Genomic DNA, 24,256 nt, shown 5'->3' with positions numbered 1-24,256 from the left:
GCATTTTTCCCGCACTGTTTTTATAGACCGGACGCGCAGGGTAAAACCACAGTCAAGAGGTTGAACGGGTGTTCATCCTGTTGAATCGACAGGGTCGGCCGTGACGAGAACTGCACCGGTTTCCACCGCCTTCCCTTCCTCGACCGGCACCGTACGGATGATACCCGGACGTTCGGCACGGATCTCATTTTCCATCTTCATCGCTTCCATGATCATCAGAGGCGTTCCTCCATCTACGGCATCACCGGGAGTCACAAGAATGCGTTTAATCTTCCCGGGAAGGCTCGCCTTCAATTCCCATCCCGACCGATCTTCTTCCCCTTCGCGGGCCTGGCGCGCCCTGTACTCCAGCTCGGTCATGGCGGTAACGATCATGCCTTCACTCCCCAGACCGATTCGAATATTCCCGTTCCCCTCTTCCCGCAGGGTCATCTCAAACTGGCGTCCCTGGTCATCAATCAGGCTCTGGGTGTACCCGTACCCTTCCCGTAATTCGGCTATAATTCGTTCTTCCGGAAACATGACCTCAAATCTTCCATCTGGGAGTTCGCAGACCTCGACGGCAACTTCCTGACCATCCACGGATAAACGGATAATCATCGTCCCCTCCAGGAACAGCTTTTCCATGGACTCCGGGGCTGTTCGGGAAGGATCTTTTCCCTGTGCTGGCGAAATCGATGGATGGCCGCAAGAGTCAATGCGGCCCGGGAAAAGAGCGGATCCGAATCCATTCGAAGGTTGGAAAGTATACGATCGACAAACCCCGTATCGTAGGATCCCTCAAGAAATTCCGGAAGTGAGATTACGTGGGCAAAGAAGGGGAGGTTCGTGTCAATACCCTCGACTCGATGCTCCCGCAGAGCACCCAGAAGCCTTCGAATCGCTTCGATCCGCGAGGATCCATGAGCAATCAGCTTGGCCAGCAGGGGATCGTAATCCAGGGGAACCGTATAACCTTCCGCCACGCCGCAATCATTGCGGATTCCCGGTCCTTCCGCCAGCCGAAGGTAGAGAATCTTTCCCGGGCAGGGGGCAAAGTTGTGGAAAGGGTCTTCGGCATAGACCCGACACTCAATGGCGTGGCCCCGCATGCGAACATCTTCCTGTCGGAGAGAGAGGTGCTCTCCCATGGCTACACGGATCTGTTCCTGAACAAGATCAACGCCTGTAACCATTTCGGTAATGGGATGTTCCACCTGGATCCGAGTGTTCATTTCAAGAAAGTAGATGTTCCTGGATGCATCCACGAGAAATTCGACGGTCCCGGCCGAATCGTATTCCGCCGCCCTCGCCACAGAACACGCAAGCGACCCGAGCCTTTCACGCATGGGCGGATCCACGATGGGAGAAGGACATTCCTCGACGATTTTCTGGTGGCGCCTCTGGAGGGAACACTCCCTTTCCCCGAGATGAATTACATTTCCATGGTGATCCGCCATCACCTGAACTTCAATATGTCTCGGTTTCTCCAGGAATTTTTCGACATAGACCCGTCCATCACCAAAGTAAGAACTTGCCTCGGAGCTCGCACGCTCGAAGGCGGGAAGGAGGTCCTCGGGACGGTCCACTCTCCGCATCCCCTTTCCCCCTCCTCCGGCGGATGCTTTGAGCAATACAGGAAACCCGATTCCGCTGCAGATTTCCGCGAGTTTCGCGGGATCGTCCACAGGCTCCTTTGTACCGGGGATAATCGGAACCCCGTGAGGAGCTACAGCCTGTCGGGACAGGACTTTGTCGCCCATCAGATTCATGCTCTTCGGGTTGGGGCCGATAAAAACGATTCCGGCTTCGGTGCAGGCCCTTGCAAACGCAGAGTTTTCGGCCAGAAATCCGTACCCGGGATGAATGGCATCGGCCCCGATTTTTCCTGCCAGTTCAATAATTTTTTCTGCCTGGAGGTAACTTTCGCTGGCAGGAGGAGGGCCAATCCTGTAAGCTTCATCCGCCTGCAGGACGTGCAGTGCATTTCGATCGGCGTCAGAGTAAATGGCCGCCGGGACCAGCCCCATCTGCCGACAGGCCCGTGTTATCCGGACCGCAATCTCTCCCCGGTTTGCAATCAATACCTTCTTCACAGCGGAATATTCCCATGTTTTTTGGGTGGATTCTCATCCCGCTTATTCCTCAGCGAACGCAGACCGGCAATCAGCCTGGGCCGGGTCTGCCTGGGGTAGATGACTTCATCGATATACCCTTTCTCCGCTGCAACGTATGGATTGGCAAACTTGGTCTCATATTCGGACACATAGGATGATCGAAGGTCTGCGGGTACGTCAGAGCTTCCCAACTCCCTGCGGTAAAGAATATTTACGGCACCTTCTGACCCCATGACAGCGATCTCTGCAGTTGGATAGGCAAAGTTCAGGTCCGTCCGGATATGTTTCGACCCCATGACACAGTAAGCACCACCGTAGGCTTTTCGCGTGATTACGGTAATTTTGGGGACGGTGGCTTCTGCCAGAGCATAGAGAAGCTTTGCCCCGTGTTTGATAATGCCGCCGAATTCCTGATCGGTTCCGGGAAGAAAACCGGGAACGTCTTCGAAGATAATCAGCGGAACGTTGAATGCATCACAGAATCTTACGAAACGGGCACCTTTCAGAGAGGCGTTAATATCAAGCGTTCCGGCGAGATGGGCCGGCTGATTGGCCACAATCCCCACGCTCCTTCCCCCCAGCCTGGCGAAGCCTACAACCAGATTTTTGGCATAGTCCCTGTGCACCTCCAGAAAAGTGTCCACATCCATCGATCTCAGAATGATTTCTCTGATGTCATAGGGCTGCTGCGGGTTGTCCGGAATAATCCTGTCGAGAGATGAATCTTCCGGGATGATGGTTTCCAGGAAGGGAAGGGCAGGAGGATCTTCCATGTTGTTGGAGGGGAGGTAGGACAGCAGCTTACGCATCAGCTGCAGGCAGGCTTCGTCACTGGGTACGGTGAAGTGGCATACCCCGGATACTTCAGCGTGCGTTCGAGCTCCTCCGAGCTTCTCCTTGGTCACCTCTTCATGCGTCACGGTCCGAATCACATCGGGACCGGTCACAAACATATAGGCACTTCCCTCTACCATCATGACAAAGTCCGTAATGGCAGGGGAATAGACCGCTCCACCCGCACACGGTCCCATAATGGCCGAAATCTGGGGGATTACACCGGAAGCCAGCGTGTTTCGAAGAAAGATATCGGCATAGCCGGCCAGAGATCCTACCCCTTCCTGGATCCGTGCGCCCCCGGAATCGTTCAGCCCCACGATCGGCGCACCGTTTCTCATGGCCAGATCCATCACCTTGCACACCTTGCGGGCGTTCGACTCAGACATGGTTCCGCCAAAGACGGTAAAATCCTGGGCAAATACATAGACCAGCCGTCCCTCCACGGTGCCATATCCCGTAACCATCCCGTCCCCCGGGACTTTTCTTTCGTTCATACCGAAATCAGTCGCCTGATGAACCACAAACCGATCCAGCTCTTCAAAACTTCCTTCATCCAGAAAAAGCGTGATACGCTCAAGAGCGGTCAGCTTCCCCTGTGTATGCTGGGTTTCGATTCTCTTTGCATCTCCTTCAAGGTACAGGCGCGATCGGCGCTCAAGCTCATCAAATTTCTCTTTTTTGGACATTTCATATATCTTAATCGGGAACCATGGTACGGTCAAGAAGATCCGTCTATCAGTCGTCCACAACACAGGTTACTCTCCTGTGGAGGAGGGGAAAAAATATCCAGCAGCGTACGGTCCGAAATGCTGGTTCAGCCCGCCGAACGTACCGCGGGGACGAGTGTCGGGTGGAGAGCTGGTCCACGACACCCTATCCAGGGGATCAATCCATAGACGAAATGAAGAGCCTTATCAGCACGATCACGGAAGACAGCCTCATTACAGGTCTTCGCTGGACCAGAACTCACTCCCGAATTCACCATGAATGGGAAGGCGAAACAACTCACTCGGACGAGCGTACACAGGATCACCTTATCCTTTCCCTTTCCCGGGCCCAGAGGGTCTGGAACGAGCCTGTTTACACAAAGCGGCTAACTCCGGAACGATGGTCCCAGGCACGGGCAGGTATGGACGATCCCCTTCAGGCTCTTCACTTCCCGCTGGTCAATCTGTCCCCCGGCCCGATTCCCGTCATCTTTACCCACGGGGCCGGGGCGGTCATGGCCCACGAACTTATCGGTCACCCGACCGAAGCTCAAGCCTGGGCCGAAAAGCTTTCCCCGTTCTCCCAGTCTCTGAATTCGACCATCGCCCCCCCCTTTCTGAGTGTCTATGACGACCCGACCCGGGATCATCTCGTCGGCTCATTTTCCATGGACGACGAAGGGTACCAGGCCCGTCGCGCTCCCATCTTACGGCAGGGAAAGCTCATTCACATCCTGGGGGATTACCTCCACAGCCATCTCTTTCCATGTGAGCCCGGAAACGGAAGAGTGGCAAATTACAGCCACTTTCCGACCGCACGAATGTCCAACACCGTCATTGGACCCGGGGAGGACATTGTGGATCCCTCACGGATCATGGGAGCAAAGCGACTCCAGATTCTCAGGCTCCAGGGTGGAAGCTATTCCCCGGATGGAATGGTGACCCTGGCTGTTCGCATGGGCGTGGTCTGGGAAGGGTCTCGTCCCCTGGGAAGGGTTGAAAATACGGTTCTGACGGGACGATTGGACCATCTTCTTGAGGGAATAATGGCAGTGGGAGCTGACCTGCACACTTGCTGGTCCTTCGGGGAGTGCACACGGGGAGGGCAGACACTCCTTGTGGGCGCAGAATCTCCCAATCTTCTTCTGGAAGGTATGGTGATCCTGTGAGCGAATGGGAGCGGACGATACGATCTGAAACAGTTCTGGCCTTTACCTTTCATCATTCCACCCGGCCCATGATACGACAGAGTCATCGGACCCTGGAGGCCTACCGGGTTTTTATAGGCCAGGACCAGGACTTTTCAACGGATGGCAGAGCCCACCCCCCTGATTCTGCCGTCAGTGAAACCGTCACAGAGCCCGCACTTCCCAACGGGCATTTTTCTTTTTTCAAACATTCCATCACACCCGACGTAACCCTATCGTATGCATCACGATACCTTTCCAGATTTCATGAAATCATACGACGGGGAAGTCGGGGCAACTTGAGGCTTAACGAATGGACCCTTCACGAACGGATTACTCATGATACGGTTGCCAACAGTGTCGGGCTTCTCATGCAGGTGGTTCAGAGGTTGAGATCCCTTGCATTCCAGATTTCCTCTCCTACCGGCCTGGTCGACATCTCCCACCCGATGTCCCCGGAAGGCGAAAGTGCAGCTCTGGCAAAACTGGATGCTCTCTGTGACGAACTCACTCGCCCCCCCCTGCCCCCACCCACAACGGGTCGATATCCCGCCATCCTCTCTTCCTATGTCATGTCTGCGATTCTGGAAACGCTTCTTCCTCTTCTGCGAAGCAACTCCCTCCTCTCCTTTTCCCTTCCCGAAGGGTGGGCCCTGGTGGATGATCCCTGCCATCCCCATTCCTTCCAATCGGTCCCCATAGACGCGGAAGGCCGGAGGACTCGCCGGCAGACGATCTGGAAGGGCGAGCGGATTTCGCCGATCACCGACACCGTAACGGCCCGGAGACGCGCCATTCCAGCAACAGCCCACGCGACTCGCCCCACCATGGATGCCCCTCCGATGCCTAACTATCATAACCTTGTACTGGAAGGTCCGGAACAATCCCCGGAAAACGTGCATGCTTCGTGGGGCAAGGGCCTGCACCTTCTCCGCCCCATCCATGTCCATTTCATCGAGAAACACACCCGGCTTCAGGTGATCGCAAGTGCGTACGGGATGGAGGGTGACAAAATTCATTCGTATTACCCTCTTGTCACCTGCAGGTTTACGCTGAGGGATTTCATGAGAAACCTGGTCTCAGCCGTGGGTCCCCTTTCGTTCACTCTGGACTCCTGTCCCCTTGGAGTCCCGCCCTGCTATATCCATAATCTGAATATTTTTTCGTAATTCAGTTTTTTCACATATCAGCCGTACCCCGCAGGACCCGGGCGGGTTCCTGGGCTGTCCGGGGCTCAGGGCTGAACTTGGCCTTTCCAACCTTTTATTTCATTCATGAGTTCGAGCTGTACCCTCTGGATCTCCACCAGCCGCTCCCATTGGTTGAGAAGTAGATGATCCAGTTTCTGGTGCAATTGCCGAATTTCAAGTTCCGCCTTCAGGTTAATCTGATAATCGTGCAGGGCCCGGGCTCGATCCTTGGATTCCTGCCGATTCTGACTCATCATGATGATCGGAGCCTGAATGGCAGCAAGACAGGAAAGGATCAGGTTCAGCAAAATGTAAGGGAAAGGATCAAAGGGCCGGGATAGGATCATGAGGGAATTGATGGCTATCCACAGGGCAAGCACGCATCCGAAGGAAATGATAAACGCCCATGAACCTCCGAAAAGAGCGATATGATCGGATAGACGCTGTCCAAAAGTCAGATTGGATTCATATTCCTGATCCACCCGGGTAGATAGAATTTCATGTTTCGCCACACTATCCAGAACATCCTGTTCAAGCTGTGTAACTTCTCCCTTCTCCTCCATGATCAGAGAACTGACATAGTCATAGCGAAATCGATCGATATCCTCGGAACAGATGTAGCCGTCCGACGACCAGGACGGGTAAGATGCCTTGATGATACTGGCGATTGCAGGACGAAGGATACCGGCATTCGTCAACTCCACTTCACTGCCGCTCCTCCCGCAAATTTGACAAACGTTTGTTTCATTTCCATTTTTTCGCATTCCTGCCTCCTGCCTGGACAATTCTCTTTACGCATGAACTGGTGATTTCTGGAGGCTATCACCCGCTATAGAGCCTGTCAAGAATCCTTGATTCCGGTAAGCAGAACATGGTAACTCCATGGTTCAGAATTTCTCATGATGGCCGCCCGCGCAGCGAGGACGGACGAGGCAGTATTGTTTTCATACGGTGAGGAGGGACGAGCGAGCAGGGAATGAGATGGCGTGAGATTTCAAGCCGCAGTAGATGTCGATCGCATCGTCTGGGATAATCCCGGATTTTGCGATCGGGATCGTTGCGAGGCGCAGAAAATTTCGCCCTATCAGGGACCGCGCAGCGAGGACGGACGAGGCAGTATTGTTTTCATACGGTGAGGAGTGACGAGCGAGCAGGCAATGAGATGGCGTGAGATTTCAAGCCGCAGTAGATGTCGATCGCATAATCTGGGATAATAGTCCCCCGATCGATTCTGCTATATCAGGAGGTCTCATGGGGGTTATTATCGCAGGTCGTTACGAAAAGGACGACTGTGAAGTTCGGATGAATCCATTGGAATCCGGGGTCGAGAGTTGTCTCAATCTCGAAAGTTCCGTCGACAATCTCTATGGTGAACATCTTCGTTCCCAGACATGGGCTGCGATCCAGAGCTTACAGCTGAAGGGAATCGAAGTCACCGTACGGGACCGGGGGGCCATGGACTGGGTACTTCAGGCCAGAATCGAGGCCGCTGCCCGCCGGCTGTTTCCGGACCTCAGCCATTCCATACTCCCGGAGAGGGATGGAGATCCTCCCGAATCCAGGAAAGAAAGGCTCCGTCGTTCCCGGCTTTATCTGCCCGGGAACAACCCGACTCTCATGCTTAATGCTTTTCTCTTTGCTCCGGACGGGATCATCCTCGACCTGGAGGATTCAGTCCACCCATCGGAAAAGGACGCCGCCCGGATTCTGGTCCGGAATGCCCTTCGTGCCATGGATTTTGCGGGAGCGGAGAGAATGGTCAGGATCAACCCTCTTCCTGGAGGCCTGGATGAGATCCTGACCCTCCTTCCCCACGGAATCGACATGATTCTGATACCCAAAGCTGAAGCCGCGGAGGATATAGGACAGGCCGGAGCCTTTATCGACGCTCTGAATCCTGGAAGACCCGTATTTCTCATGCCCATCATTGAAACAGCCCGTGGATTAATGCATGCGTACGACATTGCCCGAAGTCACCCGCGTGTCGCAGCCCTGGCCTTTGGGGCAGAAGACTATACAAGAGACATCGGGGCGGAACGGACACGGGAAGGAAGAGAAACCTTTACCGCTCGCTGCCATCTGGTCGCTGCAGCGAGGGCTGCCGGGATTCAGCCGATTGATACCGTATTTTCCGACGTTGAGGATGAAGAAGGTCTGTTTCTCTCGGTAACCGAAGCCCGCTCTCTTGGATTCGATGGAAAGGGATGCATCCACCCGAGGCAGATTGAGACCATCCACCGGGCACTCAGACCTGCCGAAGAAGAAATCCGTTACGCTATTAAGGTTAAACGAGCCATGGAAGATGCGGAAGCACGAGGGCTTGGTGTAATCTCGATCGGATCAAAAATGGTGGACCCGCCCGTGGTGGCCCGGGCCCTGAAAGTTCTATCCCTGGCCAAAGTCTATGGGATCGATGTAACGTCGATGGACGAGGAGGGTCGTTGATATGAGCGAATTTGTAACAAATAGAGCAGGACGGCGAGTTCCCACCGAAGTCAACGGTATTCCTCAGGTTCCCTATAAGGGAGTTGCTCAGCACATTCCCGATGGAAGGAAGTGGGGAGCACCGATCCCGACCTGTGCCCGAAGTCCCCTGGACAAGCGCGTGAAAGACCTCCGAACCGCGCTGGAAATGGCCGGTTTGAAAGACGGCATGACCATTGGTATTCACCATCATTTTCGAAATGGGGATCTTATTGTAAACCCTCTCTTTGACACGATTGCCGACATGGGGATCCGGGACATCGTCTTTGCGCCTTCAGCCCTCTTTCCATGCCATGAGCCCCTGATCCGCCACCTGGAAAGTGGAGTGATTCACCATATTGAGGGCAGTATGAACGGACCGATCGGCCGGTTCTGCTCCGAGGGAAAGATGCGGGGGATGGGAATTCTTAGATCCCATGGCGGCAGGTACCAGGCCATCCAGGATGGGGAGCTCAAAATTGATATCGGCATTATCCCTGCCCCATGTTCGGACATCATGGGGAATGCCAACGGAGTCAATGGTCCCAGCGCCTGCGGTCCTCTCGGATTTGGTCTGGCAGACAGTCTTTATGCCGACAAGGTGATTCTCATAACAGACCATATCGTCCCCTTCCCCTGTATTCCCTGGGAAATTCAGGGCCAGCATGTGGACTACGTGGTCGTGCTGGATCGAGTCGGGGACCCCTCCCAGATTGTCTCCGGTACCACGAGAATCACAAAAAGCCCCACCCGGCTCCTGATTGCAGAATACGTATCCCGGTTCATCGAAGCTGCAGGGTACCTGGGTCAATCCTTCCAGGCGGGAGCGGGTGGAATCTCCCTCGCATTCATCCAGTTCATGGCACAGCGGATGCGTGAAAAAGGCATCAAGGTGCCCTTCGCCCGCGGAGGGTCCACGCAATATCTGGTGGAGCTTCTTGAGGAAGGTTTGATCGGATCGATTCTGGACGGTCAAAGTTTCGACCTTGCAGGCGTTAAATCCCTGCGGGATCACCCAAACCATGTAGCGACAAGTCCCCTGACCAGCTATAACTACCACTCCAAGGGAAATTTTGCCCCTTACGTTGGCGTGGCAGTCCTTGGCGCAACGGAAGTGGATATCTCCTTCAACGCAAACGTCGTCACCCATTCCGACGGATATCTCCTCCATGGGATCGGCGGATGGCAAAACGCCCTCTTTGCGGACATGACAATCCTCGCCTTTCCCCTCTACCGGGGACGCATCCCGATCATTGTTGAGGAAGTCACCACCTTATGCGGACCCTCCGAGCTGGTCGACGTCATCGTGACCGAGCGCGGCATCGCCATCAACCCCGGAAGGAATGATCTGATTTCAGAGACCCGAAAAAAGGGGCTCCCTATTGTGTCCATTGAAGAACTTCACGATATTGCACTGAAAACCTGTGGGAAACCTCAGGCCCCGCGACTGGACAAAGATCATGCCACCGCAGTCATTAAATGGGTTGACGGAACGGTCATGGATTCCGCGTTCCGGGTACTGAGCCCGGGAGCCTGATCGTGGCCTTTCTCCAGGAAGGTGACGAACTCGTACTCCATAACGGAGAACGGGACCACCATTTTATGCGGTATCGTCCGGGCGGTTCATTTGGAACCCGGAAGGGGCAGATTTCTCTCCCTGAATCGCTGTCGTACGGGGATACACTCACAAGCAGCTCCGGCGTAGTTTTCCACGTGTTACGCCCCACCACAGCGGAGCGGACAATGAAGGTCCGGCGAACGACGACCATAACCTACCCGAAGGATGCAGGATGGATGATCCTCCATTCCAACGTGGTTTCGGGTTGTCGGGTCCTCGAGTGCGGAAGCGGTTCGGGATCCATGACGATCACCCTGGCTACACTGGTCGGCGAAGAAGGGAAGGTATACTCGATTGAACGAAGGGATGACCATCTGGAGAGGGCGCGAGAAAATGTCGAACGGGCTGGACTTTCATCCCGGGTTGAATTTCACCTCCTCGACGCGGCCATCCATGGATTCCCCGTGGAAGGAATGACAACATGCTTCATCGATGTACCTGAACCCTGGACTCTTGTCCGTGCTGCCTGGCAGGTTCTGGAGGGGGGAGCATCCTGGCTCTCCCTGTCTCCCAGTTACAACCAGACTGAACGTCTCGTATCGGTGCTTCAGGGTGAGGGGTTTGTCGATATCGAAACTGTGGAAATTCTGGAACGGAAGATTCTGGTCCGTCCGGGAAAAACTCGTCCTTCCGAACGGAATATCACCCACACCGCATTTCTGACCCGAGCCAGAAAAATCAACACCCCCGTCATGCAAGGTGCAGATCCTGACGTTTCAGAAGCAGATCCGGAGTCAGGGATGGAGGAACGGGAAGAACTCTGATTCAGGTAACGACGATCTGAAATTCTTCGATATGGAGACGGAGATCTTCCTTGTATGTGAAGTTCAGTCTCCCGATGAGAGGGTCTTTAGAACTCGGGAGCCATTCATTTCGGAACGTTTCGATCACAAGAGGGTGGGCTTTCACCATGACGTTGTCGACCATGGGGCCAGCTGCCTTTTTGATTTCATTGTAAAGTTCCAGGCAGACCATGGTCAGGTTTTTAATTCGACCGGATCCCGAGCAGTATTCACAGGAAGAAGTCAGCTGTGCAACGACATTTTCCTTGGTTCGTTTTCGTGTCATTTCCACAAGGCCGAAAGAGGAGATCGCCAGCAATTTTGAGTGCGCACGGTCTTTGATCAACTCCTCTTCCAGCTTCTCCAACACAGCTTTACGGTGATTCTCCCGTTCCATATCGATAAGATCCAGGACAAGAATCCCTCCGAGGTTACGGAGGCGGATCTGCCGCACAATTTCCGAGACAGCCTCCAGATTGGTTCGATAGGCAGTATCTTCCAGGTCACCCCTTGAAATAAATTTACCTGAATTCACATCGATAGCCACAAGGGCTTCCGTCTGGTTTATTACGAGATAACCTCCATGTTTAAGCCATACTTTGGGTTTCATGGCTTTCGATATCTCTTTTTCGATATCGTGCATCTCAAAGAGCGGAAGAGGAGCTTCGTGCAGGCGCACTTCAGGCGGCGAGTGAGATGGAACGAGTTTTAAAAAGGTATTGATTTCTTCAAAGGCGAGTCGGTCATCGACTACGATGCGAGCCAGATCTTCGGTCGCCATATCCCGGACCAGTTTGAGAGGTAATGGAAGTTCCTTGTGGAGAAGGGACGGGACCGGAGCCCGCGAACTCTTTTCATGGATGGATTGCCAGAGGTTCTTCAAATAGGCGGCGTCGGTCTCAAGGTTCTCCCTTGAAACCCGATCTGCTGCCGTTCTGATGATAATCCCTCCGTTGATCGAGTCCGCCAGTTCCTGGGCAATGGTCTTTAACCGCTTTCTCTCATCATGATCCTCGATCTTCTTGGATACACCGACGAAGGATCGGCCAGGAATGAAAACCATATATTTCCCTGGAAGGGCCAGCTGACTGGTGACTCTTGGCCCTTTGTTGGGCAGGGGGTCCCGAATGACCTGCACAACAATGGATTGTCCGGTTCTGAGAAGAGCTGATATGGACTGGCGGGATCGTGAACGGTGGTTCTCCTCGTCTGTTTTAAAGATCTCTTCCCAGGAATCAGCATCCTCAACAACGTCATCGACGTACAGGAACCCATCCCGCTCGTGGCCCATATTGACAAAAGCGCAGGAAATTCCCGGCACGATTTTTCGGACTGAGACCCTGTAGATATTTCCCACGATGGACCGCTGCTCTGGAAACTCGACAAAGAGCTCCACGAGCTTTCCCTCCTCCACCAGGGCCGCCCGGGTAAGGCCGGGCGTAATATTGAAGTAAAGTTCGCACCTCACTGGGCACCAAACCGATGAGCGGACACGTTCATCATGAGACCGAGCCCGATATAACAGGTGACGAGGAAACTTCCCCCATACGACATGAAGGGAAGAGGAATTCCCGTGATGGGAACCATAGCGGCGACCATGGCAATATTATAAACGACATGAAAAATAAAGAATGCAAGAATTAAACAGACAAGGAGGGCTCCTTCTGACTCCCCTGCCTGCAGAGACACAAGCAGACCCCGAAAAAGAATAAAAAAGTAGAGCAGGAGAAGAACAGCGATTCCGATAAAACCTCTTTGTTCGGCAAAGACCGCAACGATAAAGTCAGTGTACTGAGCGGGAAGAAATCGCAGCTGTCCCTGGGTGCTTGATTCAAAACCTCTGCCTGTTATCCGTCCCGATCCGATGGCAATCAGCGATTGCTGCACCTGATAACGGTAATTGGCAGGGGCCCGTTCAGGAAAGAAGAATGTCAGGACTCTCTGCTTCTGATACGGTTTGAGAAGAAAAAACCAGGAAAGCAGAACAATTCCGGCAAGCCCGGCCAGGGCATAAAATATCTTCCGAAGGGGCATGGGGCTTAAGAAATAAGCCATTAGAAGAATTGCCGACAGGGAGGCTGCAGAACCCAGGTCGGGTTGAAATATAATCAGGACAAGAGGGGGCAGTACAACCGCGAGGGGCATCCAGGAACGAAATCGTTCCCGACGGATCAGAATAGGGACCAGGATCAGACACAGCACAATCTTCAGCCCTTCTGAGGGCTGGAGGTTAACCGGCCCGAGATGAAACCATGATCTGGCTCCATGGATCTCTCTTCCCGCCATCAGGACAAGGAGAAGCAGGATAAGGTTCAGCCCATAGAAGAGATGGGAGATCCGAATCCAAACAAGATGATGGACGCTCGTCACGAGGATCATCAGGATCAGGCCTGCCACGGTAAAAAGGGCCTGACGGGTAAAGAGCTGGGGAGAACCGTGAAAAAAAATCCACAGAGACATGGCATTGATAAGAAGAGCCGGGATCAGGAGGTATAGATCAAGACGTTTCATGAGGGTGGTGATAATGCCATGCGGAGAAGCCTCGCAGCGATGGGAGCTGCCACTTCAGAACCATGGCCGGCGTTTTCCACTATAACGCAAACCGCGACTTCCGGATGATCGGATGGTGCAAACCCGGCGAACCATGAATGTTCTTTCAGATAGGGTTGTCCCTCAACTTCCCGCATGACCTGAGCGGTTCCCGTTTTTCCGCTTACCAGGGGGATACCGTAGATACCATGGGCCGTGCCCCTCGGTGATTCGACCACATCTTTCAGGGCCTTAAGGACGATTTTCAGGGACTCCGGATCAAGATTCATGTCCCGGTACTCTGTCTTCTTGTCCGGAAGAAATCTTGGTCTGGGCACATTTCCCTGATTGGCAAGGCCGGCATAGAGCGTTGCCATCTGGAGAGGTGTCACGAGAACCGGTCCCTGACCAATGCCTACGGAAATGGTCTCACCGGGAATCCATGGAATTTTTCGAACATCAAGGCTCCAGGCTTCATCCGGAACAAGACCCGATGATTCCTGAGGAAAATCGATCCCGGTGATCGTACCCAACCCGCAGGATCGCATCCAGGAAGCCAGAGTGTTGATGCCCGAATTTCTGGCAAGAACATAAAAATACGTATCACAGGAACGTTCAAGGGCCAGTTCCAGATTCACCACCCCATGCCCCCCCCTCTGCCAGCATCGGTAGAAATGGTCACCCAGACGATAGCCGCCCGCACACGTCACCGTCTGCTGGGGCGTAATCCGACCGGAACTCAAGGCATTGGCGGCGAGAAAGGGTTTGATAAGGGATCCAGGCGGGTAGAGACCCTTAACACAGCGATCCAGCAGCGGGTTTCCCGGGTCATTGATCAGGCCTTTCCATTGAGCTCGAGTCAATCCGGTCAGGAAGAGATTGGGATCATATTGAGGAAGTGAAAGGTAAACCAGTATTTCCCCATTCAACTTCATGAGGACAACACTTCCTGTCTTTCCCTCCATGAGTTTCGCCGCCTCTTCCTGGACTCGTGCATTAAGGGAAACTCTAAGAGTATCGCCGGTTCGATCGGGAGTCCGAAGAAAACGGTTGATCTCTTTTTCGGTAGCATCAACAACCACCAGCCATTCCCCTGCCTCGCCACGGAGCTGGCGATCGTAAAACTGCTCCAGTCCGGTTTTCCCGATCTGATCTCCGGCTGTTAAAGATTCGTTTTCAGACAGGTCTGACAGTGACACATCGCCCACATATCCAAGTGCGTGACAGAAGAGGTTTCCCTTAGGGTAGTGGCGGGAGAGTGCCTGTTGAATGAAAAACTGCGGGTAATAGAATCTTCTGGATTCGATGAGTCCCAGTTCCTCGATGGACAGGTTGCGGAGGAGGGTGACCGGGATGTAGGGGGATCGAGAATTCCACTCCCTGGATCTCCGATCAATCTCCTCCGATCGATGGGGAAGGAGAGCCCGCAGGACCTCTGCAAGATGTATCAGCGTCTGTCGATCGGCACCATAAACATCCAGATGAAAAGTCAGGATTCTCGATCCTATCGTAATCCCATCCGATCCGATGACCAGACCTCGTTGAGGCTGGATACGAACATACCGTGTCGTATTGTTTTCTGCCCGGATCTCATAATCACTTCCCCGGATCAGCTGCAGTTCGCCATAACGCACCAGGAGCAGACCGAAGACAATCCCCAGAAATACCTGCATGATCCTCAGACGGTCAGAGAAGGTTTCCACAATAATCCCGCAAGTATGGATCCGACTGCCAGGCTCGGAAGGCCGAAAGGAAAGGCAATATCTCCCGCCAGGGTTCCGGTGATCAGAAACCAGATACCCAGGGAAATCAGGAAAATAATCCCTGACGTAATGATGACGGTCCATCGAGACCGGATATTCATCTGATACCCGGCACGAACACCCAGATAGGCACAGGGAAGATAAAAGGCACACATGGAACCCACAGGCATTCCAAAGAGAATATCGATGAGAAAACTTGCGGCAAGACCGACATAGATAATGCCGGAACCCTTGCATGTCAGTCCTACTGTGACAATCGCAGGAGCCAGAAGTTCGATCCAGGCCCCCTGAGGCCATACCACGGAAAGCACAAGGCTTCCACAAAGCGCCAGAATTATCAGATAGAGAGGAGGAGCAATCATGTCTGCCCTTCTCCTTCGGATGAAAAGACAAACATGACATCAAGCAGGGGATAGACGACGGATGGTTCAAGGACCGCAGTCAGGGAAAACTCATCCCGCTGAACGGAAAGGACACGGCCAACGATCATTCCCTCCGGAAAGATACCGTCCCGACCGTCCGAAATCAGGAGATCCTCCGTCAGCACGGATGATGTCGCCGGGAGGTATTGAAGCTGGAGATATCCATTTCCCAACCCGCGCACAATACCGTGCTCTCCATTCCTGCTGTCCACAACAGACACGCTGGCCAGCGGATTTGTGATGGGGAGAACCTGACTGACCATCAGCCCGGGACGCACCACCATCCCCACAAGGCCCTGTCCCGAGACCACGACACTGTTTCTGCGAATTCCCGAGGTTGATCCCCGGTTGATGGTAATCATGGGACCGTTCGTGATGACACGAACCAGAATCCCTTCCCGATCCTTTCCCTGGAAGGTGACCAATTCCTGCTCCGAACGCACGGTAAGAAGCTGAAGAGTTAAAAGGTTGACCTGGTTTTGGAGATCGATCTTCTCCTTTTGAAGTTCTTCAATAATCTGTTGTCTCTCCCGGTCACGAAGATATTCGTTCCGAAAATCAGTATAAGAATGACTTACCCACGAAACAGCTCTCAGGGGAATACTGACAAGGTTCAGGGAGATCTCGGCAAGAAATTCACGTTGAACCCGGGTGGCAAGGATGAGAACACCCAGGAGAAGAGCGAGAAGAAAATGAAATTCTGGAGGTGCTTTACGGAATCGCAATTCGTCTCAAGAGTTGAAAATCCACCAGCATCTGACCGGTTCCCAGTGCAACACAGGCCAGGGGATTTTCTGCAACCGAGACAGGGAGGCCCGTTTCTTCCCGCAAACGCTGATCGAGATTTTTAAGAAGAGAACCCCCTCCACCGATAATGATACCCTTGTCCATAATATCGGCTGAAAGCTCAGGAGGCGTGCGTTCCAGGGTCACCTTTACGGTTTCAACAATGGTACCCACCACTTCAGCAAGTGCTTCCCGAATCTCCTCATCCGTAACCTGGATTGACTTGGGAATCCCTTCCACCAGGTCACGGCCCTTGATTTCCATTGTAAGAGGCTTGTCCAGGGGGAAGGCGCTCCCTATTTCCATCTTCACCTGTTCCGCTGTTCTCTCTCCAATCAGCAGATTGTACTTCTTCTTCAGGTACTGGATGATCGACTGATCCATTTCGTTTCCAGCAATACGGACGGAACGTGAGTACACGATCCCGGCAAGGGAAATCACGGCCACGTCGGTCGTTCCTCCACCAATGTCCACAATCATATTGCCGGAGGGTTCCACAATGGGCAGACCGGCCCCGATGGCGGCCGCCATAGCCTGCTCAATCAGATAGACTTCCGAAGCCCCTGCCTTCATGGCAGAATCCTTCACTGCCCGTTTTTCCACCTGCGTGATTTCCGCGGGCACGGAGATCACGATTCTGGGCCGCATGAGATAAGAACGGCCATGGGCTTTTCGAATAAAATACTGGAGCATCTGTTCTGTAACTTCAAAGTCGGCGATCACGCCATCTTTCATGGGACGGATGGCAATGATATTCCCGGGAGTGCGGCCAAGCATTTCCTTGGCCTCGATGCCCACAGCTTCGACTTTATTAGTGACTGTATTCTTTGCCACGATGGAGGGTTCCTCAACCACAATCCCTCTCCCCTTGGCAAAGACCAGCGTATTGGCCGTGCCCAGATCAATAGCCAGGTCGTTCGAAAAGAGCTTGAATAGGAAAGAAAGCATTTCAATATTCCTCGATTAATACCTGTTTTCGCACGACCGTCTCCCCTCCCGAAGCATTGGATGCCTTGATGCTGATTTCATTCATCCCCAGAGAATTAAAGGTAATGACGTGAGTAAAGGATCCATCCGGCTTGATTTCGACTTTTTCCCCGTTAATTTCCACGTGAGCCCCGGATTCCACTATTCCCTTGATCACACATACCCGGGCAATGACCTCGATCGAACCAATATCAATTTTGGGAGGTTCGGCTCTCCGTACTTCCAGATCGGAAGGTGGTACGAGACGGAATTTTTTCGGAACGGAGTAAACTCCATCCTGACCCTTCTCATCGACACCCGCCACACGCCAGTAATAGTCCCCGACCGCCGTAATTTTCAATTGAACGAAGGTCTTGGTACGGGTAAAATCACCATAGTCCAGAAGCTTTGTAAAGAATTGGGTTTTGGAGATCTGAACGTGATACTTCAAAGCCCCTTCTACCCTGCCCCACTCAAGGCGAACCCCTTCACGCGATGTACTGCTAAAGGACCGGTTATCCGCGGGCGACAGGATGGGCGGAGATGGCAAAACCCTGGTCCGGTTCACGACTCGATTTCCCGCGACCTGGAGACGTTCCCTCTCTCCGATATTGGTCGTCTCCTCACCAATTTGAACCGTACCCCCTTCACCACCCAGGATCGTCGCCGACCCTCCCTTCTGGCTGTCGGTCGTAATCTCGGCTACGGTCTGCTGGTTCAGGTTTGCGAAGAGAGCGGGGGTTTCGACTCCAGCTCCGGTGGATTGAGTGAAGATATTTATTTCACCCATTACCATCCTTATCTTGGGCTTTCCACCTTCTATTCCCTCCCGTTTGGACGTAACCTCGTAGAGCGTGTCCGAACCGAGCTTCAGGACAATATTTCCAACGGTAATTTCTGCTGCGCCATTTTTTCCTGTCTTTACAAAATCCCCTTCAAAGAGATCGTCTCGCGGTTTCGCCGACTCCCAGATTCCCTGGCCTCTTCGCTGAAGCTCCACCTTCCCTTCCAGTCGCATGATCTTTGCGTCCGGGTTTCTCTCCTCCCCTCTGGCCGCGTTCAATATCCTCGATGCAGCCGACGATGCTTCTTTGGATTTCGCCATGGCTTCAGGATACTGATTTGTATTATAGAAATTCTGGGCTTCCTGTATGTTTGTCTGGATCTCGACATATTCCGTTCGCAACTCAGCAAAATTCGTCAGCTGCGAAATTCTGTCCGCCATTTCCTGAGATTTTTTGATGGCGATTCTAGCCTTGGTTTTCGGTGACTGGAAATACGTTGTTCCTAAATAGACAGCGAGCGCTCCCACGGCGAGTAAAATGATAATAAGGACAAATTTTTTTACCTTTTCAATGGGAATAAGGTACCAGTCGAGGTCCTCGCCGAAAGTGTGCTTTCTTTTCTTAGCCATCTATCCCTTGACTTCCCCCCGAACAGGAACGGTCATTGTCCGATAATGCGCGTCGGGATAATCGCACTCAATGGTCATCGTTCCATTAAAGGGCCCGGACGGTGCATCGTCCAGCATCTTAACGTGAATACGGTACTGTTTATTCGGTGCCATCTCTTCGATTTCAAAGGAAAGGAAGGGAAGGTCGGAAGTGACGCTTTTCACTTTCAGGGAAGGCGTGTCCCCGGAATCGATGACCAGAACGCTGCGATGAAAATCTTTTCCGGCCGGGGTCGGACCTGATGTAAGAACCGGAGGTGAAACCATGACCGCGGGCCGAACCAGACCAAGCAGTCGCAGGGTTATCGTGGGTACCTTGGGTTCATTCGTCTTCATGGTCACGGTCGCATTAACCGTTCCCACAGGAGCCTCCGGACCCACATCGACCTGGACTTCATACTGTTTATTGGGATAGGTTGGATCCCTTTCACTGTCAGGAAGCTGCCGAATTTTGACCTTAATGTAGTCCTGGTCAGGTTTGGGATCACTGATGGTAAAGTCGTTGCCGGCCTGTTCCGTAACCACGGTAACCGTTTTCGTGATAGGTTCACGTTCCAGTTTGGTAAACCGGATACTGGATTTGGGGATAACAGAGACAATCGTTTTCACATTGGCCCGCAGATAGAGCTTCATATAAGGAATTTCAGCGTCGTTGCTCTCAATTGTGATCGTCCATGAATTAGGTCCGGAATAGTCCTTCGTATCGAGTTTGGCGTGGACTTTCCCTTCTTTTCCCGGTTCAATGATCTTGTCAAAGCTGGCAATCGTGCAGCCGCAGGACGGCCGGGCATCGGAAATGACAAGGTTTTCAGTTCCTGTATTCCTGATGATGAAATCGGCTTCAACAACCTCTCCACGGATCACTTCGCCGAAATCAGCGGTAGATTTTTCAATCGACAATTTAGGTGCTTTTTCGGCTGCGCAAAGCATGGTGGCGGCAATCAGAACAAGTATGGCTAGAACGGCAGTGCGACGCATGAATATACCTCCGCTGCAAGTGAAGTGAAATCCATTATACTAAAGGTGGCCCATCTTGACAATGTCGCGAGGGGCAAATTACTATGGTGCGATGAAGAAGAATCTGGGGTACATGCTTCTGGAGTCGAACCTGATCGATGAAATCCAGATGAAGATTGCGCTGGAAGACCAGAAGCGCACTGGAAAACGGTTCGGCAGCACCCTGGTGGATCTTAAATTCATCGATGAAAATGTGCTGGCTGCATTCTTAAGCAAGCAGATGGACATACCCTGCATCAACATCATGCATGTCGACGTATCCCCCAGGGCCAAAGACCTGGTTCCGTACAAAGTTGCAAAGGAGTGCGAAGCCGTACCCATCAAAATTGACCAGGGGCGACTCTATGTCGCCATGGTTGATCCTACCGACATCAACCTGATCTCAAAGCTGGAAGAGGCGGCAGAAAGGCCGGTTACCCCCTTTATTGCACCACAATCTTCAATCGACACCAAGCTGCAGCAGGTTTATTTCACCTCCCATGAAACCCTTGATGAGGATAATCCCATGTTCACGGACATTATTAATGAAGTGGAGGGATTATCTCACTTTCAGGAACGGCTTTCCTCCATTGAGGATGAGTTGAAAGATATCCGTAAACTCTTGAAGAAGGTGCTGGCCAGACTCTCCGGGGACAAGCTCTGATGTATGCGGTATCCAGAGAAATCGACTTTTCTTCTGCCCATGCCATCCGGGACCACCAGGGCGGATGTCAACACATGCATGGTCACAATTACCGTTTGACGGTTGTAGTAAAATCAGAGACCCTGAATTCCATGGGAATGGTGATTGACTTCAAGGATCTGAATGAAATATTAAAGTCTGTCGTCCGATCCTTCGATCATGCCGTTCTTAACGAGGTCCCGCCCTTTGATCATATGAATCCAACGGCGGAAAACATGGCCCGATACTTTTTTGAGCAGATCGAGTCAAAAGTTACACATTCGGGAATTCAGGTAGAGCGTGTGGAGCTCAGGGAAACTCCAACAGCCTGCGCCTATTACATGAGGACATAAGGCGGACGAAACGCCCGCTGTACGCTTGGGAAGAGGAGGGAGAGGAATGAGACGATCGAGGTCATCGAGGAGGAAGTCATGATTTTGAGGGCATTTTTTATCGCGCTTTCCCGAAGTAACGTCCTGAAGAAGTTTTTCACACATTCAAAGCTGGCCCAGCGAGCCTCCAAGCGGTTTATCGCCGGATTGACGATTGAGGATGCAATTCCGGCAGTCAAGGTACTGAATGAAAATGGAATAACTGCGACGATGGACTTTCTGGGTGAAAACGTGGAGACCGAGGCAGAGGCAAAAGAGGCCGCGGATGAAGTCATTCGAATCCTTAATGCCCAGGCGGAAGCGGGAATCGAAGGCAACGTCTCCATCAAATTGACTCAGATGGGTTTTGACCTGGGGGATGAATTCTGTACTTCCAATATTGAAAGAATCATTGCGCGCGCAAAAGAGCTGAAGAGTTTTGTGCGCATTGACATGGAAGGCTCGGACTGCACCCAGCGCACGCTGGACATCTTCTACAACCTTAGAAGCCGCTACGACAATGTCGGAATCGTAATCCAGTCCTATCTCTATCGAAGTGAAGAGGACATTCGCCAGATCATTTCCCGGGGCGGGGTTGTCCGGCTCTGCAAGGGTGCTTACCGGGAGCCAAAGACGGTCGCCTTCCAGAAAAAGAGTGATTCCGACGCAAACTTTGTCAAACTCACCAAACTTCTTCTCGACAGCGGCCTCTATCACGGAATTGCCACTCACGACGAAAAGATGATTCAGGCCACGATTGACTATGTTCGCGAAAAGAAGATCGATGTAAACACCTTCGAGTTTCAGATGCTCTATGGAATCCGAAGAGATCTTCAGAAAAAGCTCGTGGAAGACGGCTACCGCATGCGGGTTTATGTGCCCTACGGGCACCAGTGGTATCCCTACTTTATGAGGAGATTGGCGGAACGCCCCGCGAACCTGATCTTTCTGCTGAAAAACATTATCAGGCCATGATTCTGGTAGCCGCCGGCATTCTCTCGCGCGGCGACACAATTCTTCTGGGCCGTCGTCTTCCCGGCTCCCACCTGGCCGGATTGTGGGAATTTCCCGGCGGAAAAATCCATACGGGCGAAACACCCCGGGAAGCCCTGGATCGAGAACTGAAGGAAGAACTGGGAATCGACGTTGTGGATGCGGAGCCCGTTACCTTTTCTTATTACCGATACCCCGAAAAGGAAGTATTGATTCTATTCTTCCAGGTGACATTCAGGGGCGAACCCGCTTCGCTCCATTACGAAGAACTCTGCTGGGTTCCCATCCCCGAACTGCGGACGCTCCCCATGCCTCCCGCAGACAAACCGATTCTTTCTTTTCTTACGGGAGAAAAGACACGTTACCCCGGACCATGAAATTCACCTTTGTTCTTGAGTCCTGTGAAGTCAGCGGCGGGGTCCGCATTGTCCTCTCCCTGGCGGGAGAGCTGAACCGACGCGGCCACAGGGCCTGGATCGTATCCCGGACCCCACCGCCGGACTGGTACCCGATGGATATGATCCCCTTTCTCGAGGTTCACGACCTTGACCCGGAACGGTTCCCGGAGGCCGATGTCGGTATTGCCACGTTCTATACGACGATCGATCCTGTTTCACGATGCAGGAAATTTGCGAGGAAGGCGCACCTCTGCCAGGGGTATGAGGGAATCCAGGCCTTTCTCTCAAACCAGAAAGAGGCGATTGAGCGGGCCTACTCCACCCCGATGGAGCGGTGGGTGGTTGCCCCGCATCTTGCGGAGATTATACGATCCCGACATGGAATCGAGGCCCATACGATCGGCCAGTTTTTAAATCACAAGGATTTTCACCCCTCTCCTACACCTCTACTTCCGGCCCGCCTACTCCGAATGGCCGTAGTCGGGTACTTCGAGGCGGAATTCAAAGGTGTGTCCTTTATTCTCAAAACCCTGTCGGACTGGCAGGGGAACTTCCCGTTCGAGGTGTTCCGGGTATCCCTGACCCCCATCACGGAAGAGGAAAGAGATTTGAAGGTAACTGACACGTTTTTCCGCGGACTTTCGCATCGCGAAATGGGAAACCTCTATCGGTCCTGTCACCTGATGGTACACGCACCCGACACCACGGAAGGATTTGGACTCCCCCCCCTCGAGGCAGCCCTCTGCGGATGCATCCCGGTGGTCAGTGACATCCCCTCCTATAAGCCCTATCCCGCCCTGCCACGGTTTCCTGCCCGGGATCCGGACGCTCTGCGTGACCTGTTGACGGAAATTGTCAAAGACCCGGTTTGCTTCCGGGAGAGCCTGGCCCCCCTCCAGGAACAGTTGCAAACCATGACGGTGGAACGTGTCACGGATCGCCTGATGGAAAGGCTCTCTGTTCTTACTTGATTGCACCCTTTCGATCGACCAACTTCCCGGTTTTTGGATCGAGATAACGGGGACAAGAGGGGTAATCACCGATTTTCAGGTTCCTGGAGGGATCATCCAGAGGTTTCATGGGAAAATGAACACAGAAGAGATCGTTCGAAGTCGATGCCTCTATATAGATCCTCGCATAGGCGCGCTGAAATTCCTGATATTTTTTATTTGCTGCCATTCCACTGTAAAGGATCGCCACACATAGAGGTACCAGAGCCCACTTTCTTCCATGGAGAGAAAACAGAATCAGGGCAAGGACGAAGGGGACAATAAAAAACCTTCCGCTGAATTGCTCCGGTGTAATCAACAGTGATCCGTTGTATCCGAGCATTCCCCAATAAGAGAGAATGCAAAGAAAGATCATGAAGAGAAATATGCCCCGCACACGCCACGTTTTCAAGGAAAAGATCGAATAGAGAAATAGAAGAATGCCTGTTACCGTTGGGCCCGGACGCAATAAACTCTGGAACCAGAACGATTCAAGAAAGGTAAGGATGGATTGGACTGCGTACTGGAACTGGAATCCATGAAGGTCCGAAGATGATCCCAGCGGGACAAGGAACGTTCGGATAAGCCAGTATGTTCCTCCCAGGACAACAAAACCGCTTAGAGAAGCTACCATCGTCTTCTTTTGTATCCGATGCGTAGCATAAAGAAAGAAGGGTAAGATAATACCCAGAAGGGCAATTTCTTTGGAAAACCAGGCAATACCAAGCATAAAACCCGCTGATGCCCCCTTTCCCTTTATCATCAACAGGTAGGCCAACAAAATGAACAAAAGGACCAGGATATCGAACATGGTCGGGAACCACTGCGCTGACATCATCATCCCTGCTGAGAAGAAATAGATGACAGGCATGATCCACATGTTTATTTCCCGGTGAAGAAATCTGTTTTCCCTGGAGAATATCTTTTTCGTGGCAAGAAGTAAGAAAAAATAAGCCAGGATAATCAATCCGGTATTTAGGGTCTGCTGAAAAAGTCTACGATCGACCTTATCCCACTGGTAATTATAG

Annotated in this window: 23 protein-coding genes; 10 read left to right on the top strand and 13 right to left on the bottom strand. The window is 52.6% G+C overall.

Annotated features, from left to right (window positions below; translation table 11 throughout):
• Positions 1 to 72: 72 nt before the first annotated feature.
• Genes PLD04_10295 through PLD04_10285 form a run of 3 tightly spaced genes read right to left on the bottom strand, consistent with a single transcriptional unit; the run spans position 73 to position 3,619 of the window.
• Positions 73 to 600: a hypothetical protein gene (locus PLD04_10295; GenBank protein ID HXK68723.1), complete on the bottom strand. Its 528-nt coding sequence runs from the start codon at positions 598 to 600 to the stop codon at positions 73 to 75.
• Positions 597 to 2,075: an acetyl-CoA carboxylase biotin carboxylase subunit gene (locus PLD04_10290; GenBank protein ID HXK68722.1), complete on the bottom strand. Its 1,479-nt coding sequence runs from the start codon at positions 2,073 to 2,075 to the stop codon at positions 597 to 599. Before PLD04_10290 ends, PLD04_10295 begins: the two co-directional genes overlap by 4 nt.
• Positions 2,072 to 3,619 carry an acyl-CoA carboxylase subunit beta gene (locus PLD04_10285; GenBank protein ID HXK68721.1) on the bottom strand — a complete coding sequence of 516 codons (1,548 nt, stop codon included), beginning with the start codon at positions 3,617 to 3,619 and terminating at the stop codon, positions 2,072 to 2,074. Before PLD04_10285 ends, PLD04_10290 begins: the two co-directional genes overlap by 4 nt.
• A 23-nt stretch (positions 3,620 to 3,642) precedes the next feature.
• Here PLD04_10285 and PLD04_10280 point away from each other — a divergent pair, with 23 nt between their 5' ends.
• Together PLD04_10280 and PLD04_10275 are read left to right on the top strand one after the other, a co-directional pair.
• A complete protein-coding gene (locus PLD04_10280; protein ID HXK68720.1) occupies positions 3,643 to 4,809 on the top strand; it encodes a metallopeptidase TldD-related protein in 1,167 nt (388 codons plus the stop codon).
• Positions 4,806 to 5,996 (top strand): metallopeptidase TldD-related protein, encoded by a 1,191-nt coding sequence (locus tag PLD04_10275; protein HXK68719.1) that lies wholly within the window; start codon positions 4,806 to 4,808, stop codon positions 5,994 to 5,996. The genes PLD04_10280 and PLD04_10275 overlap by 4 nt, the downstream gene beginning before the upstream one ends.
• A gap of 65 nt (positions 5,997 to 6,061) precedes the next feature.
• Here PLD04_10275 and PLD04_10270 read toward each other — a convergent pair whose 3' ends face one another.
• On the bottom strand, positions 6,062 to 6,781 hold the full coding sequence (locus PLD04_10270; GenBank protein HXK68718.1) for a DUF1003 domain-containing protein: 720 nt from the start codon (positions 6,779 to 6,781) through the stop codon (positions 6,062 to 6,064).
• 487 nt (positions 6,782 to 7,268) lie between these two features.
• On the opposite strand from PLD04_10270, the gene PLD04_10265 reads away from it, so the two are divergent.
• The 3 genes from PLD04_10265 to PLD04_10255 are packed head-to-tail and all read left to right on the top strand — an operon-like array spanning position 7,269 to position 10,862.
• A complete protein-coding gene (locus PLD04_10265; GenBank protein ID HXK68717.1) occupies positions 7,269 to 8,462 on the top strand; it encodes an aldolase/citrate lyase family protein in 1,194 nt (397 codons plus the stop codon).
• A 1-nt stretch (position 8,463) separates the two neighbouring features.
• The gene (locus PLD04_10260; GenBank protein HXK68716.1) at positions 8,464 to 10,017 is read left to right on the top strand and encodes a citrate lyase subunit alpha; all 1,554 of its coding nucleotides are present in this window, start codon (positions 8,464 to 8,466) and stop codon (positions 10,015 to 10,017) included.
• Between the two features lie 2 nt (positions 10,018 to 10,019).
• Positions 10,020 to 10,862, top strand: a complete 843-nt coding sequence (locus tag PLD04_10255) for a methyltransferase domain-containing protein (protein ID HXK68715.1) — start codon at positions 10,020 to 10,022, stop codon at positions 10,860 to 10,862.
• A 1-nt stretch (position 10,863) separates the two neighbouring features.
• Here the strand turns inward: PLD04_10255 and PLD04_10250 are convergent, their stop codons facing one another.
• Genes PLD04_10250 through PLD04_10215 form a run of 8 tightly spaced genes read right to left on the bottom strand, consistent with a single transcriptional unit; the run spans position 10,864 to position 19,777 of the window.
• Positions 10,864 to 12,348 carry an Rne/Rng family ribonuclease gene (locus PLD04_10250; GenBank protein HXK68714.1) on the bottom strand — a complete coding sequence of 495 codons (1,485 nt, stop codon included), beginning with the start codon at positions 12,346 to 12,348 and terminating at the stop codon, positions 10,864 to 10,866.
• Positions 12,345 to 13,391, bottom strand: a complete 1,047-nt coding sequence (locus PLD04_10245; GenBank protein HXK68713.1) for an FtsW/RodA/SpoVE family cell cycle protein — start codon at positions 13,389 to 13,391, stop codon at positions 12,345 to 12,347. Before PLD04_10245 ends, PLD04_10250 begins: the two co-directional genes overlap by 4 nt.
• Positions 13,388 to 15,082 (bottom strand): penicillin-binding protein 2, encoded by a 1,695-nt coding sequence (gene mrdA / locus PLD04_10240; GenBank protein HXK68712.1) that lies wholly within the window; start codon positions 15,080 to 15,082, stop codon positions 13,388 to 13,390. The genes PLD04_10245 and mrdA overlap by 4 nt, the downstream gene beginning before the upstream one ends.
• Positions 15,083 to 15,087: 5 nt before the next feature.
• Entirely contained in the window at positions 15,088 to 15,534 is a 447-nt protein-coding gene (locus PLD04_10235; protein HXK68711.1) for a hypothetical protein, read from the bottom strand.
• Positions 15,531 to 16,319 carry a rod shape-determining protein MreC gene (mreC, locus tag PLD04_10230; GenBank protein ID HXK68710.1) on the bottom strand — a complete coding sequence of 263 codons (789 nt, stop codon included), beginning with the start codon at positions 16,317 to 16,319 and terminating at the stop codon, positions 15,531 to 15,533. Before mreC ends, PLD04_10235 begins: the two co-directional genes overlap by 4 nt.
• Entirely contained in the window at positions 16,306 to 17,328 is a 1,023-nt protein-coding gene (locus tag PLD04_10225; protein HXK68709.1) for a rod shape-determining protein, read from the bottom strand. The genes mreC and PLD04_10225 overlap by 14 nt, the downstream gene beginning before the upstream one ends.
• A gap of 1 nt (position 17,329) precedes the next feature.
• Positions 17,330 to 18,760 (bottom strand): hypothetical protein, encoded by a 1,431-nt coding sequence (locus PLD04_10220; protein ID HXK68708.1) that lies wholly within the window; start codon positions 18,758 to 18,760, stop codon positions 17,330 to 17,332.
• Entirely contained in the window at positions 18,761 to 19,777 is a 1,017-nt protein-coding gene (locus PLD04_10215) for a DUF1573 domain-containing protein (GenBank protein HXK68707.1), read from the bottom strand.
• A gap of 91 nt (positions 19,778 to 19,868) precedes the next feature.
• Here PLD04_10215 and PLD04_10210 point away from each other — a divergent pair, with 91 nt between their 5' ends.
• The 5 genes from PLD04_10210 to PLD04_10190 all read left to right on the top strand — a co-directional run bounded on the left by PLD04_10210 (position 19,869) and on the right by PLD04_10190 (position 23,210).
• Positions 19,869 to 20,459, top strand: a complete 591-nt coding sequence (locus tag PLD04_10210; GenBank protein HXK68706.1) for a hypothetical protein — start codon at positions 19,869 to 19,871, stop codon at positions 20,457 to 20,459.
• Complete coding sequence (queD, locus tag PLD04_10205; protein ID HXK68705.1) at positions 20,459 to 20,830, top strand: 6-carboxytetrahydropterin synthase QueD; 372 nt, start codon at positions 20,459 to 20,461, stop codon at positions 20,828 to 20,830. The genes PLD04_10210 and queD overlap by 1 nt, the downstream gene beginning before the upstream one ends.
• A gap of 78 nt (positions 20,831 to 20,908) precedes the next feature.
• Complete coding sequence (locus PLD04_10200) at positions 20,909 to 21,823, top strand: proline dehydrogenase family protein (GenBank protein HXK68704.1); 915 nt, start codon at positions 20,909 to 20,911, stop codon at positions 21,821 to 21,823.
• On the top strand, positions 21,820 to 22,218 hold the full coding sequence (locus PLD04_10195) for a (deoxy)nucleoside triphosphate pyrophosphohydrolase (GenBank protein HXK68703.1): 399 nt from the start codon (positions 21,820 to 21,822) through the stop codon (positions 22,216 to 22,218). The genes PLD04_10200 and PLD04_10195 overlap by 4 nt, the downstream gene beginning before the upstream one ends.
• Positions 22,215 to 23,210 carry a glycosyltransferase gene (locus PLD04_10190; GenBank protein ID HXK68702.1) on the top strand — a complete coding sequence of 332 codons (996 nt, stop codon included), beginning with the start codon at positions 22,215 to 22,217 and terminating at the stop codon, positions 23,208 to 23,210. The genes PLD04_10195 and PLD04_10190 overlap by 4 nt, the downstream gene beginning before the upstream one ends.
• Here the strand turns inward: PLD04_10190 and PLD04_10185 are convergent.
• Positions 23,203 to 24,256: hypothetical protein (locus PLD04_10185; protein ID HXK68701.1), on the bottom strand; the 1,054-nt coding region annotated here is incomplete at its 5' end. The two genes, PLD04_10190 and PLD04_10185, sit on opposite strands and share 8 nt — an antisense overlap.

Source organism: Thermoanaerobaculia bacterium (assembly GCA_035593605.1).
Lineage (GTDB): Bacteria > Acidobacteriota > Thermoanaerobaculia > UBA2201 > DAOSWS01 > DAOSWS01.
This window is presented reverse-complemented; position numbering and strand designations above follow the sequence as displayed.